Origin of the sequence: Pseudomonas sp. xss_4 (genome assembly GCF_043104125.1) — a bacterium.
In the GTDB taxonomy this organism is placed as follows: domain Bacteria; phylum Pseudomonadota; class Gammaproteobacteria; order Pseudomonadales; family Pseudomonadaceae; genus Aquipseudomonas; species Aquipseudomonas parafulva_B.
In genome coordinates this window covers 209,471-226,032 of record NZ_JBICKJ010000069.1, presented here as the reverse complement: position 1 = coordinate 226,032, position 16,562 = coordinate 209,471, and the positions used below count along the sequence as shown (strand labels likewise).

17 protein-coding genes are annotated in these 16,562 nt (G+C 59.1%); 8 read left to right on the top strand and 9 right to left on the bottom strand.

Annotated elements, in window-relative coordinates:
• Positions 1–15 precede the first annotated feature (15 nt).
• On the bottom strand, positions 16–1,047 hold the full coding sequence (gene pstS / locus ACF8GB_RS14610; RefSeq protein ID WP_058637261.1) for a phosphate ABC transporter substrate-binding protein PstS: 1,032 nt from the start codon (positions 1,045–1,047) through the stop codon (positions 16–18).
• Between the two features lie 229 nt (positions 1,048–1,276).
• On the opposite strand from pstS, the gene ACF8GB_RS14605 reads away from it, so the two are divergent.
• A complete protein-coding gene (locus ACF8GB_RS14605) occupies positions 1,277–1,972 on the top strand; it encodes a type 1 glutamine amidotransferase domain-containing protein (protein ID WP_058637263.1) in 696 nt (231 codons plus the stop codon).
• Positions 1,973–2,133: 161 nt separating this feature from the next.
• On the top strand, positions 2,134–2,541 hold the full coding sequence (locus ACF8GB_RS14600) for a response regulator (RefSeq protein WP_058637264.1): 408 nt from the start codon (positions 2,134–2,136) through the stop codon (positions 2,539–2,541).
• A gap of 438 nt (positions 2,542–2,979) precedes the next feature.
• On the opposite strand, the gene ACF8GB_RS14595 is transcribed toward ACF8GB_RS14600, so the two are convergent.
• The 3 genes from ACF8GB_RS14595 to ACF8GB_RS14585 all read right to left on the bottom strand — a co-directional run bounded on the left by ACF8GB_RS14595 (position 2,980) and on the right by ACF8GB_RS14585 (position 6,265).
• Positions 2,980–3,999 carry an alginate lyase family protein gene (locus ACF8GB_RS14595; protein WP_256675164.1) on the bottom strand — a complete coding sequence of 340 codons (1,020 nt, stop codon included), beginning with the start codon at positions 3,997–3,999 and terminating at the stop codon, positions 2,980–2,982.
• Between the two features lie 328 nt (positions 4,000–4,327).
• Positions 4,328–4,582: a hypothetical protein gene (locus ACF8GB_RS14590; RefSeq protein ID WP_058637266.1), complete on the bottom strand. Its 255-nt coding sequence runs from the start codon at positions 4,580–4,582 to the stop codon at positions 4,328–4,330.
• Positions 4,583–4,666: 84 nt separating this feature from the next.
• Positions 4,667–6,265: a histidine kinase famiy protein gene (locus tag ACF8GB_RS14585; RefSeq protein WP_392474992.1), complete on the bottom strand. Its 1,599-nt coding sequence runs from the start codon at positions 6,263–6,265 to the stop codon at positions 4,667–4,669.
• A gap of 226 nt (positions 6,266–6,491) precedes the next feature.
• On the opposite strand from ACF8GB_RS14585, the gene ACF8GB_RS14580 reads away from it, so the two are divergent.
• From ACF8GB_RS14580 to ACF8GB_RS14570, 3 genes are all read left to right on the top strand, one after another.
• On the top strand, positions 6,492–7,301 hold the full coding sequence (locus ACF8GB_RS14580; RefSeq protein ID WP_326383919.1) for an alpha/beta hydrolase: 810 nt from the start codon (positions 6,492–6,494) through the stop codon (positions 7,299–7,301).
• Positions 7,298–8,470, top strand: a complete 1,173-nt coding sequence (locus ACF8GB_RS14575; RefSeq protein WP_326383918.1) for a PAS domain-containing sensor histidine kinase — start codon at positions 7,298–7,300, stop codon at positions 8,468–8,470. Before ACF8GB_RS14580 ends, ACF8GB_RS14575 begins: the two co-directional genes overlap by 4 nt.
• A 102-nt stretch (positions 8,471–8,572) precedes the next feature.
• The gene (locus tag ACF8GB_RS14570; protein WP_196186188.1) at positions 8,573–9,778 is read left to right on the top strand and encodes a zinc-dependent alcohol dehydrogenase; all 1,206 of its coding nucleotides are present in this window, start codon (positions 8,573–8,575) and stop codon (positions 9,776–9,778) included.
• 55 nt (positions 9,779–9,833) lie between these two features.
• On the opposite strand, the gene ACF8GB_RS14565 is transcribed toward ACF8GB_RS14570, so the two are convergent.
• From ACF8GB_RS14565 to ACF8GB_RS14550, 4 genes are all read right to left on the bottom strand, one after another.
• Positions 9,834–11,867, bottom strand: coding sequence for a PAS domain-containing sensor histidine kinase (locus ACF8GB_RS14565; RefSeq protein ID WP_196186189.1), 2,034 nt, complete (start codon positions 11,865–11,867; stop codon positions 9,834–9,836).
• 107 nt (positions 11,868–11,974) lie between these two features.
• Positions 11,975–12,499, bottom strand: coding sequence for a hypothetical protein (locus ACF8GB_RS14560; RefSeq protein WP_023536033.1), 525 nt, complete (start codon positions 12,497–12,499; stop codon positions 11,975–11,977).
• A gap of 110 nt (positions 12,500–12,609) precedes the next feature.
• Positions 12,610–12,774: a hypothetical protein gene (locus ACF8GB_RS14555; protein ID WP_167340246.1), complete on the bottom strand. Its 165-nt coding sequence runs from the start codon at positions 12,772–12,774 to the stop codon at positions 12,610–12,612.
• 9 nt (positions 12,775–12,783) lie between these two features.
• A complete protein-coding gene (locus ACF8GB_RS14550; protein ID WP_028687006.1) occupies positions 12,784–13,017 on the bottom strand; it encodes a PLDc N-terminal domain-containing protein in 234 nt (77 codons plus the stop codon).
• 165 nt (positions 13,018–13,182) lie between these two features.
• On the opposite strand from ACF8GB_RS14550, the gene ACF8GB_RS14545 reads away from it, so the two are divergent.
• Positions 13,183–13,686 carry a CinA family protein gene (locus ACF8GB_RS14545; RefSeq protein WP_197844654.1) on the top strand — a complete coding sequence of 168 codons (504 nt, stop codon included), beginning with the start codon at positions 13,183–13,185 and terminating at the stop codon, positions 13,684–13,686.
• 25 nt (positions 13,687–13,711) lie between these two features.
• Complete coding sequence (locus ACF8GB_RS14540) at positions 13,712–14,203, top strand: hypothetical protein (RefSeq protein WP_196121958.1); 492 nt, start codon at positions 13,712–13,714, stop codon at positions 14,201–14,203.
• Between the two features lie 69 nt (positions 14,204–14,272).
• Here ACF8GB_RS14540 and ACF8GB_RS14535 read toward each other — a convergent pair whose 3' ends face one another.
• Complete coding sequence (locus tag ACF8GB_RS14535; RefSeq protein WP_023535998.1) at positions 14,273–14,566, bottom strand: DUF6555 family protein; 294 nt, start codon at positions 14,564–14,566, stop codon at positions 14,273–14,275.
• 225 nt (positions 14,567–14,791) lie between these two features.
• Between ACF8GB_RS14535 and ACF8GB_RS14530 the strand changes: the two genes are divergently transcribed.
• The gene (locus ACF8GB_RS14530; RefSeq protein ID WP_392527252.1) at positions 14,792–16,546 is read left to right on the top strand and encodes a glycoside hydrolase family 15 protein; all 1,755 of its coding nucleotides are present in this window, start codon (positions 14,792–14,794) and stop codon (positions 16,544–16,546) included.
• The last annotated feature ends 16 nt before the right edge of the window (positions 16,547–16,562 follow it).

Sequence of the window (16,562 nt, the reverse complement as noted above, 5' to 3'; positions counted from 1 at the left end):
CCGGGGACGCCGGTATCACTTGATGTTGGCGGAGGCTTTGCGCACTTGCTCGACCACCGAGGGGGGCAGCGGGATGTAGCCCATCGAGTCGGCGATTTTCTGCCCTTCGGTGAGACTGTACTCGACCATCTCGCGCATGGCCTTGGCCTTGGCGGGGTTGCCATTGTCCTTGCGGAAGATCATCCAGGTGTAGGAGGTGATGGGGTAGGACTTGGCGCCGTCCGGATCAGGCAGCCAGGCTACCAGGTTTTCCGGCATGTTCACGGCGGCCAGGGCCTCGGCGCCGCTTTCGGCATTGGGCACCACGTACTGCCCAGCCTTGTTCTGCAATTGGGCGAAGTCCACCTTGGCCAGCTTGGCAAAACCGTACTCGATGTAGCCGATGGCGCCTGGGGTCTGGCGTACGGTGGCGGTCACGCCATCGTTTTTCGGTGACTTGATGAACTTGTCAGTAGCCGGCCAGTTGACGGTATTGCCCTCACCCAGTTCTTGCTTGAAGTCGGCATTGATGGCCGACAGGTGCTTGGTGAACACCGCTGTCGTGCCGCTGGAGTCGGCACGCACCACGACGGTGATGGGGGTATCGGGCAGCTTGAGCTCGGGGTTGGCGGCTGCGATCTGGGGGTCGTTCCAGCGCGTGATCTTGCCAAGGAAGATGTTGGAGTACACCTCGCGCGGCAGCTTGAGCCCTTTGGGGTTGCCTGGCAGGTTGTAGGCCAGCACGATCTCGCCGGCGGTCATGGGCAGCAGTTGCACGCCCTCACTGACCTTGGCCATGTCGGCCTCACTCATGGCCGAGTCGCTGGCAGCAAAGTCAACGGTCCTGTTCAGGAAATCCTGCACCCCGGCGCCGCTGCCCTTGGACTGGTAGTCGACGGTCACACCCTCGGATTTCTTGCTGAAGTCCTTGAACCAGGTCAGGTAGATAGGTGCGGGGAAGCTGGCCCCGGAACCGGTCAGGCGAATGTTTTCTGCGGCGATCGAAGCCGATGTGGCGCAAAGGGAGACCGCGACGGCGAGTGCAGCAGACTTCATCAGGCGTATCATTGAAAGCGCTCCGTGTGATGGCCGGCACACTTTGCATCAGCTGTGTTACAGCTTTGTGACCGCCGCATGGCAGCGAGCCCTTACCCACGCCAGGCCCTGACCTACGCCCTGTTGAACCGTAGCATCGGCAAGCCTGACGCTCACCTCCATGGAACGCTGACCGTTTGCCGCACTCACACCCTTTATCAGGGCAGCAGCCCGCACATCCCGAGCTGGAGGACAGACCTGCATGAAGAAGATCCTGATGGTGTTGACGTCCCACGATCAATTGGGTGACACCGGCAAGAAAACCGGCTTCTGGCTGGAAGAGTTCGCGGCACCTTATTACGCATTCGTGGATGCCGGAGCCGACGTCACGCTCGCCTCGCCAAAAGGCGGACAGCCGCCGCTGGACCCGAAAAGTGACGAAGACGATGCCCAGACCGAGGCCACCCGACGCTTCGCCAAAGACACCGAGGGCCAGGCTGCCCTGGCCGATACCGTACCCCTTGGCGAAATCGACCCCTATGATTTCGACGCCGTGTTCTATCCAGGCGGCCACGGCCCCCTGTGGGATCTGGCCGAGAACCAGGACTCGATCGTGCTGTTGCAAGCCTTTTATGCCTCCAACAAGCCCATCGCAGCGGTATGCCACGCCCCAGGTGTTCTGAAGAACGTCAAAGCGCCTGACGGTCACCCTGTCGTAAAGGGCAAAAAGGTCACGGGCTTTACTAACAGTGAAGAGCAAGCTGTGGGCCTGACCGACGTCGTTCCGTTTCTGGTGGAAGATATGCTACGTGACCATGGGGCGAACTACGCCAAGGCCGAGGACTGGGCAAGCCATGTGGTCGAGGATGGGCATTTGATCACAGGGCAGAACCCGGCATCGTCAGAGGCAACTGCCAAGGCATTGCTGAAACGGGTAGCCCAGGAACCCGGCGCCTGACCCCTATTTCTGCGCTGGTGAAAAGGCAACTGCTCAGAGACGGAATTTTTTGCTACAGCCCGAGGTCATAACGGTAGCGCACAGCTATCGCTTGCACCTCTGGCTGCAAGCCTACATCGGATGTTCCCTTTATTCAGCGTGCGCAGAGCCAGAGTATTGCCATGAAAACGTGCGAATTCCCCAGCTGTCCAACCGTTCTGCTGGTTGAGGACGAACCTATCATCCGTGAGCTGATCGCCATCGCCCTTGAGGATCTGGGCGTAGCGGTAACCAGCGTGGAAACAGCACAAGAAGGTCTGGAAATTACCTCGCGCTCTGCATTTTCGATGCTCCTGACCGATGTCCGCACCCCTGGCGCGGTCAACGGCCTGGAGTTGGCCTATCAGGTCGGCCAGTCGCAGCCTGACACTCGCATCGTGGTCATGAGTGGTTATCACGACCCTTCAAGCCACGCCCTACCCTCTGGCGCCGTGTTCCTGCCCAAACCCTGGACCCTGGATCATTTCATTGGCGTGATCAGTGATCAGCTTGCGCGTTCAACGTCGCTGCGGGCGCAGCCAGCGGCATGATTAAGTTCCAAGGCTTTTGCAGCAGTCAAATGCTGCAAAGTAAACCCGGCAACTGCAGCCACTGGTGTACACGGCGGATGAGTCGTGACACGCGATTCTTCCAGCCTGCGCCATGTTTAACTGGCAAGCGTTTGGAATCAAGCCCACCTGGAAAGGTCTTCTAGCTCTTCACTGATACGCTGTTTGTCGACAAGCCTCACCCATCGTTAGGCTGAAATTACCCCCGCCCCACGCGCCTAGTGCGTTGATGCGTTGCGTATATGAGAAGAGCCGGCTTCAAGCCCTGAACACCATACAGCAGGCTCACCCCGTCCTACACAACCCTGCAACTAGAACACAAAACTCCAAACGGCATGGAATCACTTTGCTGTCCATTGCTCTGCACATCAACGCGGGCGCTAGGCGAACGCTTTTCAGCGACACGTTTGAAACACCCCACTAGGGCACGCCGTAATGGGTCAACCGCTCCCACTGATAATGTACATGGCCAGCAAACGTCGGATGCTTTTCGATAAATTCAAGCGTATAGGGTAGCGACATTCCGAGGCGCATGGCGTATTGATTGTACCCGATGAAGAGGGTGCCCCGAGGCCATCCGTCAACGCGTTTACCGCATATCTGTGGATAATCACTGTTCTGCTCGTAAAGGTCCAGGCTATAGCGGGATAATGTTTCCATCCCTTGTGTCAACCGTGTAGCGTATTCTTGGTAGAGATCAACCCCTTGAATGCGTGCCGTCTCCGCAACATTGATCAGTGCTGCGACACCATAGCCTGAGTGAGGCAAGTCTCTACAAAATTCCATCGGCATGCCGCTAATGAGTCGGGTGGGGTTACCCCATTTCTGCATGACTTCGTTATAAGAGCGTCCAAACCACACTGCGTCCAAGGGTCGCGCTCCGTCCCACGGCAGATAGATATAACTGCCCAGCAATGATTTCCACTTGCTGAGTGCTTCATGGAAGCCCTGCTCATCCTTAGTGAAGATTGCTATATTAACCAAGGCTTCTACAGCACTGGCCTGCCAGTTACTGTTGTTTTTGAAGTCATTACCGGTACTAGGCAGAAACATCTGGCTGGCATACGGTCGGTATTGCTCCCTAAACATTCTCGTCACAGCATCCTTTTCAACCTGCGGCCAGCCCCCATAGCTATACTTGACGATCTCCGCTGCACGGGTAAACAATTGAGCGGCCCATGAGGCTTGCAGGCGCCTGTTATTGCCCGTATGCTGCTCTAACGTTTCAGTCCAGGCTTTGAAGATTTCCCGTACATTTTCGGCATATGCAGGGTCCCCTGTATAACGCCACAACAGCGCTTGCAAGTAGGCAGCCTGAGCATCCCGGATTTCGTCCGAGCACCCGTAATCCGGTACAGAATACGCACCGCAGTGAACAATGCTCCAAGGCCTAGCCCGATAATTTCTGTCAGCCAACGGTGACGCCAAAGCAGCGTGCATGGATGTCGCCCAAGGCTCGAGATGCTTGTGGTCACGCACATACCGCAACTGCACCTCGGACGTCAGTATTCCAGGGTGAACAAAGTTAAAATCCGCCTGCGCGCCTGCGCTGAACGCGCAAAGCAAACATGCCCCGACACTACAGTAGATTCGCATTTTGCGCCCAACCCTTGCATTCAGAACTCAGAGCTAGACGTTAGCAAGTTGCCTTGAATTACACGACTGACAAAATTATCAGGTCAAAGCGCTTGAGCGACTGAATGTTCTAGCAGGGCATGTGCGAAAAATACTTGTTTAAGCAGTGGGCGAATGTTGCATGCGAACCGAATCATCCATTTGTTGAATGACCGAAGCCTTTTGATGCTCGCTGCAATGACCTGTCAACCAGTTGTCGAAGATCCCGCCACTGCTGCCAAGCGATCAGTTGGAGACGTCTCATCTCGTCTGCTTGGCTTAGCAATTCCTCGCGGTAGGCACTGGGGCAGGCGTTGCGTAACGCGTGATCATCGAAGGTCGAGAACCAACGGTTGATTGCCTCCAGGTGCATCAGGTCATTGGTAGGCTGCTCAATGAATGCCGTCATGCCAGTTTCCCTGTGCTCGCTTTTTCAATCGAGCCCAGGGAGCAACCAATGGTTCACTTTGATCGGGGCTCTAGCGAGCCGACCTCACACAATACCCGTATGCCCATCGAGTACCTGCCGCACACGGCGTGCCAGATCATGGGGCTGGCAGGGCTTGGAAATCACATCGAATTCAGAGCCGCCGATGTCGGTGCGTTCAATCGAGTTTTCCGCGTAGCCGGTCGTGAGCAGCACCTTGATCTGCGGCTGCAAACGACGCACCTCGCGCGCCAGCATCACCCCATTCATGCCCCCGGGCATGATCAGGTCGGTGAACAACAAGTCATAGCGCTCACCTGCTTCGATGAGTTTTAGCGCTTCGCGTGCGTTGAGCACCATGTCGGCGTCATAGCCATAGTTTTCCAGCACCATTTTGGCCAGCTCGGCGACATCAGGGCGGTCTTCGACAATGAGAATCCTCTCGGTGCCGGAACTGCGTTCAACCAGCTTCACGGGCTTTTCCTGAATCGGGCTGGCTTCGTCCACCGGGAAATACAAGCGCAGCGTGGTGCCTTCGCCCTCTTCGGTGTAGATCCGGGCAGCACCACCGGACTGACGCGCGAACCCGTACACCATGGACAGCCCTAGCCCTGAACCCTTTCCCTCCTCCTTAGTGGTGAAGAAAGGGTCCATGACACGGTCTCGAATGCTGGCAGGCATGCCGATGCCATTGTCGGTAATGGAGATGCTCACGTAACTGCCTGGCAACAGGCCATCGAAGGACAGATTGATGTCGCTTACATGCACGTTCCGCGTTTCGATGAATACATGGGGTCGTTTGCGGCCGATCAGGGCGTCCCGGGCGTTCATGAAGATGTTCAACAGCGCCACTTCGGCCTGGGTCGGGTCGATGCGACAGTTGCGCAAGTGCTCTTCCAAGTCGTATTCGACCGTCACCTCGGCACCGAAGGTGCGCTCGATGATAGGGACCACGTCATCGAGCAGATGATTGAGGTTGAGCACCCGGCCGTGCAATTTCTGCTTGCGAGCAAAGGCCAGCAACTGCTTGGTGAGGGTGCTGGCACGATCGACCGCCGTTTGCGCGTGCCCGACGCTTCGGCGAATGCGACTCAGGTCAGGCTGCGCCTTGTCGGTCTCGCTGGCCACCAGCCCCATGTAACCGCCCATCACTTGCAGCAGGTTGTTGAAGTCGTGGGCAATGCCGCCCGTCAACTGACCCAGGGCTTCCATCTTCTGCGCCTGACGCAGCGCATCCTCGGCATCGCGACGACGGCTGACGTCCAGCTGCGAGGCGAAGAAGTAGATCAGGTCGCCACGCTCGTTGAAAATCGGCGAGATGAACAGCGCATTCCAGAAACTGGAGCCGTCCTTGCGGTAATTGAGCACTTCAGTGGCGATGTCCACGCGCTTCTCGATCGCCTCACGGATGGCGTCGACCACTGTCCGCTCGGTTTCCGGGCCCTGCAGGAAGCGGCAATTTCGCCCCATGATTTCACCGGCGTCATAGCCGGTCATTTCCAGAAACGCACGGTTGGCAAAGATGATAGGATTGTCGTCGCGGCCGGGATCGGTCACGATCATGGGCATGCGCGTCGTTTGCACGGCAGCAAAAAACATGTCGTGCGGCAGGTTGGATATGTCTCCGGTCGCCTGATTGCTGACGCGGGCCTTCTTGTCCGTCACGTGACTCTCCTGGTTGGGCAATGGTGCAACTGGTCACTTCTTGACAACGCCAAGCGGCAAATTGCTCCACCAACAGGGGCTGCTTACGAAACTATTGTTCAATGGCCAATGTCGATTCGTCATCTAGAGCCTACGCTTGCTGTTAAGCGGTAGCGTGAACTGCCGACGATGGCCAAGCATGCCCTACCCACCCTGCCACGGATGCTGCACAGCCTCTTGGAAAGCCATGACCTTATCTAAGCGTAACAACGTGCGCATTGCGGGCGCAGGCCCTGTCACGTTGATCTTCTCCCACGGTTTTGGCTGCGATCAATCGATGTGGAAGTACCTTTTACCGCATTTTCAAGCGCGCTTTCGCACCGTGACCTACGATCTGGTCGGCGCCGGGCAGTCGGACCTGACTGCCTATGATCGCGTTCGCTATGACTCCTTGGCAGGTTATGCGACGGATCTGAACGAGATAATCACCGAATATGGCCAAGGCACCGTGATTCTGGTCGGCCACTCGGTCAGCGCCATGATTGGCGCACTGGCGGACAGGCAGCAACCGGGTCGCATTGCGGCCCATGTGATGGTGGGTCCTTCCCCGTACTATATCGACGATGGTGATTACATTGGCGGTTTCACGCATCAGGATATCCACGAACTGCTTGAAACCCTGGACAGCAATTACCTGGGCTGGTCGAGCACCATGGCGCCGGTGATCATGGGGGCGCCCGGCCAGCCCATGCTGAGCGAGGAGCTGACCAACAGCTTCTGCCGCACCAATCCAGACATCGCGCGGCAGTTCGCACGTGTCACGTTCCTGTCTGACAACCGGCTGGATGTGCAAGGCTTGCCTACACCTGTACTGATTCTCCAATCCATCGACGATCTTATCGCCCCGGTTTCCGTGGGCCAGTACCTCAATGCAGTGCTACCCAACAGCACGCTGTGCCTGATCGACAACATCGGCCATTGCCCGCACATGAGTGCCCCTACAGCCTGTTCCCAGGCCATGGATGCTTTCCTGCAACCCTGGGCACCGGGGCCATGACGGGGGCAGGCGAGACACCGCCTGTCGACGTGTTGTTCGAAGGGGCACCCTGCGGTCTGGTAGTCACCACTGAGACCGGAATGATCGTGAAGGTCAACCAGACCTTCTGCAAATGGTTGGGCTACGCGCCCGAGGACCTGGCGCAGTGCAGGTTTCAGGAGCTGTTGACCATGGGCGGACGCATCTTCCATCAGACCCATTGGGCGCCACTGATGAGAATGCAGGGTTCGGTGGCCGAGGTGAAGCTCGAGGTCCGGCACCGCGCCGGTCACGTCATCACCATGTTGCTCAATGGCGTGCGCCGTCAATATGCCCACGGCGTGTTCCACGAACTGGCGTTGTTCGGCACCATCGAGCGTGATCGCTACGAGCGTGAATTACTTACCGCCCGGCGCCGAGCCGAGCAATTGCTGGCGCAGACCACTGAGGCCGAAGCTGCATTGCAGCAGGCCAAGGCTGAACTGGCCGACGCCTACCAGAGCGCCCAACGACGTGCAGCCTTTGCCGAGCAGATGGTCGCCATCGCCAGCCATGACCTGAAAAACCCGCTAACCGCGATCAAGATGGCTACGCAGTTGCTCGAACGCGGCGAGCACAGGGACAAGGAAAGACGCCTGCTGGGCAGTATCAGCCATTCCTCGGAACGCGCCAGGCGCATGATCGCTGACCTGCTCGACTTTGCCTCGGTCAGAATTGGCCAAGGCATTACCATCCGCCGCCAACCGATAGACCTGTGTTCAACGGTCGATCAGAGCGTAAACGAATTGAGAGTCGCCTTCGCCCAGGCGCGCATTCGTCACCTTTGCAAAGGCAAAGGGCAACTTGCACTGGACCCGGATCGCGTGCAGCAGATGATTGGCAATCTGGTGGCCAACAGCGTGGCCTATGGTGACCTCGCTCACCCGGTCACCATTACCACTGACCTTCATGAGCATGGCGCCGTGGTCAGCGTACACAACCATGGCCCTTGCATTCCCGACACCTTGCTTACGTCCCTGTTTGCGCCCATGACCCGGGGCACGGACCATGCCGACTCGGTACGCTCTGTCGGGTTGGGGTTATTTATCGTGAGCGAGATCACCCTGGCCCATGGTGGCGATATCACCGTCGATTCGGACGCCGCACTTGGTACCACCTTCACGATACGCCTGCCGTTACTGGCAGCCTGAACAAGGACGGTCCGGCATACACCGGTCAAGCTTTCGACCTGAACTTTTGCTTACCTTGTGGTTTCACCTGCATAGCACACCCGCCTTCGCAGGAGTTGAACCATGAGAGCATTGACGTACCACGGTGCACAGGATGTAAGGGTCGACACGGTGCCGGACCCCATCCTGCAAGAGGCTGACGACATCATTCTGAGAGTCACGGCTACCGCTATCTGCGGGTCTGACCTGCATCTGTATCACGGCAAGATCCCACAAACCGAACACGGCGACATTTTTGGCCACGAGTTCATGGGGGTCGTCGAGGACGTCGGCCGCGCGGTGACCAATGTGCAAGTTGGCGACCGCGTGGTGATTCCGTTCGTGATCGCCTGCGGCGGCTGCTTCTTCTGCCAGCACGACTTGTTTGCCGCCTGCGAGACGACCAATACCGGCCGCGGCGCCATCATCAACAAGAAAGTCATTCCACCCGGTGCAGCGTTGTTCGGCTACAGCCATTTGTATGGTGGCATCCCGGGTGGCCAGGCGGACTATGTACGGGTACCCAAGGCCAATGTAGGCCCCTTCAAGGTGCCGACCTCGCTGTCCGACGACAAGGTGCTGTTCTTGTCGGATATTCTGCCCACCGCCTGGCAGGCGGTGACCAACGCGCAAGTGGGCCAGGGGTCGACAGTAGCTATCTACGGTGCGGGCCCCGTGGGCCTGTTGAGTGCGGCCTGCGCCCGCATGCTGGGCGCTCAAAAAATTTTCCTGGTCGATGACAACGACTACCGCCTGACGTTTGCCCGTGACACCTATGGGGTAGTGCCAATCAATTTCGAGCAGGACGATGACCCTGCCGACAGCATCATTCGGCTGACCCCAGGCATGCGCGGCGTTGATGCCGTCATTGATGCAGTGGGCTTCGAGGCCAAGGGCAGCACCACCGAAACCGTCATGACAGCCCTCAAGATCGAAGGCAGCAGTGGCAAGGCGTTGCGTCAATGCATTGCTGCCGTGCGGCGCGGCGGGGTGGTCAGCGTCCCTGGGGTGTATGCCGGGTTCATCCACGGCTTCCTTTTCGGGGACGCGTTCGACAAGGGCCTGACGTTCAAGATGGGCCAGACCCATGTGCAGAAGTTCTTGCCAGAACTGCTTGAGCACATCGAGGCTGGCCGGCTGCAACCTGAACTGATCGTGACGCACCGGTTGGCGCTTGAGGAAGCGGCAATGGGCTACAAGATGTTCGATCAGAAAAAGGATGATTGCCGCAAGGTGATTCTGGTACCTGGGGCGGCAGCGGGTACGTTGGCGCCTGAGATAGCGATCTAAGCGGCACCGAGCCTTGTCAGGGCCTGGCCCACTGCCCAGCGGGCCAGGCCAGACCTCAAGGGTGCATCAGGGTGATCAGGGCCTTGACCAGCGTCTGTTGATCAAACGGCTTGCTCAGCACCATGCCGCCGTGGGCAGGCCAGCTCTGCTGCCCAGGCGCGGGCGGTGCGTATCCCGTGATGAACAACACCGGTAGCCGCGGCCGTGTTCCCCTGGCAACGTCCACCATCTTCCTGCCGTCCAGCCCGCCAGGCAGCCCGACATCGGTGATCAACAGGTCGATTCGAGTGTCCGAGCGCAGCAATTGCAAGCCTGCCAGGCTGTCGGCTGCTTCGATGACGACGTAGCCCATACCACTGAGCGTTTCATTGACATACAGGCGAACTGACGCTTCATCGTCCACCAGCAATACAGTTTCACCCGGCCGCGCCCGATGACTCACCACAGGGGCCACGCTGTCGCTGACCACTCGGGCAGGCCCACCGTGACTGGGTAGTTGCATAAACACCCGAGTTCCTTGCCCTGGTGCCGAATCGATATGCACATGCCCGCCGGTCTGGCGGGCGAAACCGTACACCATCGAGAGGCCCAAGCCTGTCCCCGCACCCAGCGGCTTGGTGGTGAAGAATGGCTCGAACGCCCTAGAGAGGGTCGCGGCGTCCATACCAATGCCCTCATCCGTGACGCATATGCTCAGGTAATCGCCCGAAGCGATCTCCGGGTCCGCATCACCGTCGATGCGTTGGTCTGCGGTCTGAATGCAAATCCGGCCATTCCCGTCCATGGCATCGCGCGCGTTGATGCAGAGGTTCAGCAATGCATTCTCGAGCTGGGCGGGATCGACCAGGCAGGTGTGCAACGAAGCGGACAACTGGACCTCCAGCTTCACGCAGGGGCCTACCGTACGGCGCACGAGCTCAGCCATGCCATCAATCAGCGCATGGACATCGGTCTGCACGGGCACCAGGGTTTGGCGCCTTGCAAACGCCAAAAGTCGGTGCGTCAACGCGGCGGCCTTGCGAGTAGCCCCGTAGGCCACGGTCATGTAACGTTCCACATCCTCAAGACGACCCTGTGCCAAGCGAGACCTGATCAGATCAAGACTGCCCGAGATGCCCGCCAACAAGTTGTTGAAGTCATGGGCAATGCCCCCAGTCAACTGCCCTACTGCTTCCATTTTCTGTGCCTGGCGCAAGGCGGCTTCAGCCTCTTCCCGTTCAGCTACCGCCTGGGCGATACGCGCCTCAAGTGTCCGGTTAAGCTCAAGTAGTTGCTCTTCTGCCTGCCGGCGGGCGGTGACGTCGATCGAAGAGCCAACCAGGCCGATCGCCTCCCCTTCGTCACTGAGCAGCGGCGCCTTGACCGATAGCCAATACGTGGCCGAGCCGTCTGGCATGTCCACCCGCTCTTCGACCTGGACGGCCGTCCCGCCGGCCATCACACGCTGATCGGTTTCCATCACCTGCCTGGCCTGTTCCTTATCCTCTAGGAACTCAAGGTCGGTCTTGCCCAGGTAAAACTCAGGCGGCTTGCCGATCAGCTGCGTGGCGCCATGGTTGGCCACCAGCATGCGCCCTTCCAGGTCCTTGGCATATACAACGCCGGGGACCGCGGCAGTGAAGGTACGCAGCAACGTGGACATACGGTCGCGTTCGGCCTGCGCCTTGCGACGCGACTCGATGTTCATCAGCACGCCAGGAAAGCGCACCGCAACGCCCTGCTCATCGAGCTCGACCCGACCGTTGGCTTCAACCCAGCGATAGCAGCCATCGTCCTGGCGGACCCGGTATTCACAGCGAAACGGACCGCCCAGGGCCATGGCCGCCTGGATGGCTTGCGCGACGCGTTCACGGTCATCGGGATAGATGGAGGCAAATGCTTCCGCCAGAGGCATACCTGTCAGGCATCTGGCCAGCGGCAAACCAAACGAATGCGAGAATCGCTCATCGGCCGTCACCCTGTCATTGGGTATATCCCACACCCATGTGCCGATGATCGCACCCGCATCCAGCGCAAGCTGCAACCGTTCTGCGGTTAGCGCGGCATCATCCTGGCCACTGGTAGCGACACCAGCGGTACGTTGATTCATCGATCGACCTCGAACTTCCTGAAAACAAGCATCGGCTACAGGCACGCTATTAAGCGCAAAAGACGCCTATGATGAGCCTCACGCACAAGAGTTGGAAGGTCTGGTTTTCACGCCAGTTGAATAAATATGGCGTATGACCCGAGCAATACCCAGCATACGAGGAAAATCCAGGGTGTACGCAGCGAGAACAGCAAAGACTTGCGATGGCCGGCCTGGGAAGTCTCGGTTTCGCTAAATAATGGCGATTCGTCGTAAGCCAGCCCCATCATGGGTTCGCTTCGCAGCAGATGACTTTGCTTGAGTTGCCAATGCTCGATGATCTTGTAGGCAGCGTGAATACCTGGCCAGGCGTTCAGTGAACTGAGTACACCAAGCAGCGCCAAAAAGGGCGGCACCACCAGCGTGAACATTTCGCCCCAGCTCTGATTGGTATTGCCCATGGCTGAGGCATACGCAATGACTAAAAAGGACTGGGCGGCCAGGTAAGCATCCGTACGGTTAGCAAGGATACTCGTCTCGTACTGGATTTCCTGTCGGTAGAAGTCCAACCGCTCCTTGGGCGAGCCGAACATGCGAGCATTATGCTCCTGGATTTCGTGCTCTGGGGTGGCTGGGGTGATAATACGTGGCACAGTACGGCTCCTAGAAACTATCCATGGCCAGGGTGAGTGCCCATGCACGGGTCAACAGCATTGGCTGCCGTAGACATCGCGCGATGTAGCAAAGCTGGCTGAACATTGGTTTACGGCTTGTGCGCAGGCACATCCCTTGCGGTCTTCTGCGCCGTAGTGTCCTGCTCGGTGCCCGTAGACCCGTCTGGGCGCTGAGCGTCGTTGTCTCGCTCTTTTTCGCCCGTGGTGCGCGCTTGCTCCACGCGCTTGGCGTCCTGCTCATTCGATGTGCTCATGAAGACACCTCAGCCTTTGCTATGTTCAGGGGAAGAGGGTCCAGTACCGCGTTTGATGCCACGCGGTCCCCAGATACCCCAGATCGCCAGACCCGCCACAGGCAGAGCCAGGAGCAACAGGGCCCAGGCCGCCTTTGTGGCATCGGTCTTGTCGCTACGAAACACACTGACGATGGCCCACAGGTCCACCAGTAGGATCAGGACCGCCACGGCGATCCAGAAGTACGTCACAGGCTCGTTCATAACCGCTCTCCCTTTTGATCGGTTTCTCAACCTTCTTTAAAAAGGAAGCCTGGAAGTCCCGCTAAGTTCAGCTCGATTGCTGCACGATGGACGGGCGGACGCACTTGCAGTGAACCAACAGCGTAGCGCTCGCGTCCACTGCAAAATGCTGCGCGAGTTACAGGTATGGCCATCGACGCGATTGAGTCCGTCTTCGAGTACTTGAAAAAACATGACCTAGTTTTGACCACTGCCGAATCCTGCACCGCAGGCGCCATGGTAGCGGCATTGGCCGCTCTGCCAGGTACCGCCGAGGTGCTCGAAAGCGGCTACGTTGTCTATTCCCCCGCTGCCAAACAACGCTTGCTGGGCGTTAGCCCGGTGACTATCGAGCGTTATGGCCTGACCAGCGAAGCGGTTGCATGGGAAATGGCATTAGGCGCATTGAAAGACAGCGACGCGACCGTTGCCATTGCCACCACAGGGGTCGCAGGACCTGCCGCGCAAGGCAAAATTCCGCCCGGTACGCTGTGTTTTGCCTGGGCGTTCGCCGGAGAGCCGCTTGCCGTTTTCACCGCCACCCAACGCTTTTTTGGCGAGCGTGACGAGGTGATGCGCCAGGGGGCGGCCTATGGACTGTCGCAACTGGCGCATTATCACCAACGTTGGCTACGCGGCGAACGGGCCTGATCACACCTAGATGAACGAGTACCCGATGACTTCCAAGCATTACCCAGCACCCGAAGGCGCCTTTGCCCATCACCGCTTTGGGCGCGCCGGACGCTTCAAATGGCTTGCACTTTTACTACCACTGGGCTTGGCGATCGCCATGGTGCCTGCCAGCCCTTGGTTGATCGATGCCAGGGCGACCAGTGCTGATGGCAAGGTACAGGTGCACTACAAGCGACTAGGTCGCAGCGCAAGCCCTGTCGAGCTATCGATCAGCGTGAAGGGAACGCCGAGCAAGCCGGTTTGGGTACAACTAGGCGGAAGCATGCTTCAGGAAGCCAGTATCGAAACCGTGCAACCGCAGCCGCTGCGCACTCAAACTCAAGGCAAGGCGATGCTCATTGAAGTGGCGACCGACGAAGCAGGAATGGCCACTGTTCACCTGACCGTGCGCAATGACGCACCAGGCCAGGTTACAGGCCACGTGAGAGCCGGCGCCAACAGCGCCGTGCGACTGTCGACATTCTTGTACCCGTAGCCCTGTACGGTTCGGTACAGACGCTTGGACACGCCGGGGCATATGCCACCGGCGTGCAGCTGGTCGAATTCAGGACTTGTCAGTGGCAACCGCAAATTTCTTCATGTCCACCGGGGGCGCGACGAACTCCGGACCTTTGCCCGAGACTCGCCACCGCACGTTGGTCAACCCATAGCGCTCGGCCATGGGACGGCTGACTTTCTTGATCTTGTGCTGACCGAACCGCGGAATGATCCCGACACCTGCATCGCAGCTAGCCCAGTGCCAGGCCTCGGCGTTGTCCATGCGTTCCAGTCGAATGATGAAAGTCCTGAATTCTCCGTGTAGCTCGTACTCGATTACATACAGTTGTTGTCCTGCCATTGGACTCTCCTCCATCAAACTCAGCCTAATGGAGCCAAAGGCGTAACAAAAGATTCCATTTATTTTATCCCGACAGTCATCCTCTTGCCGTTGCCCACGTGATGACGAACTGTTCTCGCTTCGCTTCAGTCACATCAGTACCAATGGTGCAGGAGCTGCAATGTGGAAGACGTATCTGAAAGCCCGCGGCAATGTGCCGAGCCCCAGCGGGACGCCGGTGGATGGCTGATGCTGGAGCAGTATGCAGCCCTTGGCGATGGGCGCTCGGTAGCGCTGGTAGGCCTGGACGGCTCCATCGACTGGTGGTGCGTGCCGCACATGGATTCGCCCCCTCTGTTCGATCGACTGCTCTCGCCCAGGACCGGCGGTTTCTTCGCCATCACCCCGACCCAGCCCTATCAGGCAAAGCGTCGGTATCGCCCCGGCAGCAACGTGGTGGAGACCGAGTACATCACTGCAACCGGCCGGGCGCGGTTGACCGAATCGCTGAACAGTGGGCCTGCCGGGCGCCTACCTTGGGCGGAACTGGCCCGTCGTATCGAGGGCATCGAAGGGTCGATCGCATTCGAAATCGCCATCGATTTCGGCACCCAGGCCGACACGGTGAGCCCGTACCTGACGCCCAACGACAACGGCTGCGTTTTTCACGCGGGCCATATTCTCGGGATGTTCCTGCATGACCAACAGCTCAGCGTGCGGCGCAAGGACGATATGGGCGTGCGCGCCACGCTCGACACCTCGCCCGGGCAACGTACTGTAGTGGCCTTGATCGCGGGACACGACGAGCCCTTGGTGGTGCCGCCACTCAGCTTGATCGATGACCGAATCGACGGCTCTGATCGCGAATGGCGGCAGTGGTCGCAAAGCCTCATCTATGAAGGTCCCTACCAGTCAGTGGTGGTACGCAACGCGCTGGCGCTCAAGCTGCTGCTGTCATCGCCCAGCGGTTCGATCATGGCGGCTGCCACCACCTCCCTGCCAGAGCGCATCGGCGGCACCAAGAACTATGACTACCGCTTCGCATGGGTGCGCGATGCCGGGTATACCATCGAAGCCTTCCTCGGCATTGGCGCTCAGCCTGAAGCCAAGGCGGCATTTACCTGGTTGCTGCGCAGGCTGGCCGAGCATGGCGCGCAGGTCTTCTACACCCTGGACGGGGCCATGGGCGAATGCACACGCGCCATCGACCTGCCGGGCTACAAGCAATCGCCGCCCGTAGTGGGTAACGATGCCCGCGACCAGTTACAGCACGGCGTATTCGGCGACATATTCGAAACTGCCCGTTGCTTCATCGACACCGGCAACATCCTGGACGGCAGCAGTGCGATGCTGCTGTCACGCCTGGCAGATCAATGCGCCGACCAGTGGCGCCAGCCGGATGCCGGTATCTGGGAACTGCCAGAAACGCGGCACTACACCTTGTCGAAGATCAGCTGCTGGCAGGCCCTGAGCCGGGCCATCGAACTGGCCGACGGCGGGCATCTGCCCACTACCTGCCGGCAGCGCTGGGCGCGCGAGCGTGACCGTGTTTTCGAGTGGATCGAAAACCACTGCTGGCATGAGGCCCGCCAGGCGTATGTGTTCTACCCAGGCAGCGACAGGCTGGACGCAGGCATCGCCCTGGCGGTGCGCTTCGGCTATCCGGCGCCCGAGCGGCTGCAGAGCACCCTGGACGCTGTGCAGCACAGCCTGTCGGCCGGACCTTTCCACTATCGCTACAGCGGTGCGGTCGAGGAAGAAGGCTGCTTCCTGGCGTGCACGTTCTGGCTGGTGGAAGCCTGGGTGCTGCTCGGTCAGCACCAACGGGCGCAGCACGCCTATGAAGCTGCCCTACAAGGCCTTGACCATGGCGCAGGCATCTATTCAGAGATGATCGATCCTGATACCGCCGAGTACCTGGGCAACCTGCCGCAAGGCCTCACGCACCTGGCGGCGCTACGCGCAGCGTTGGCACTGGGTGGTCGCGCACCGTGTCGATAAGGGGACACGCCAGGCA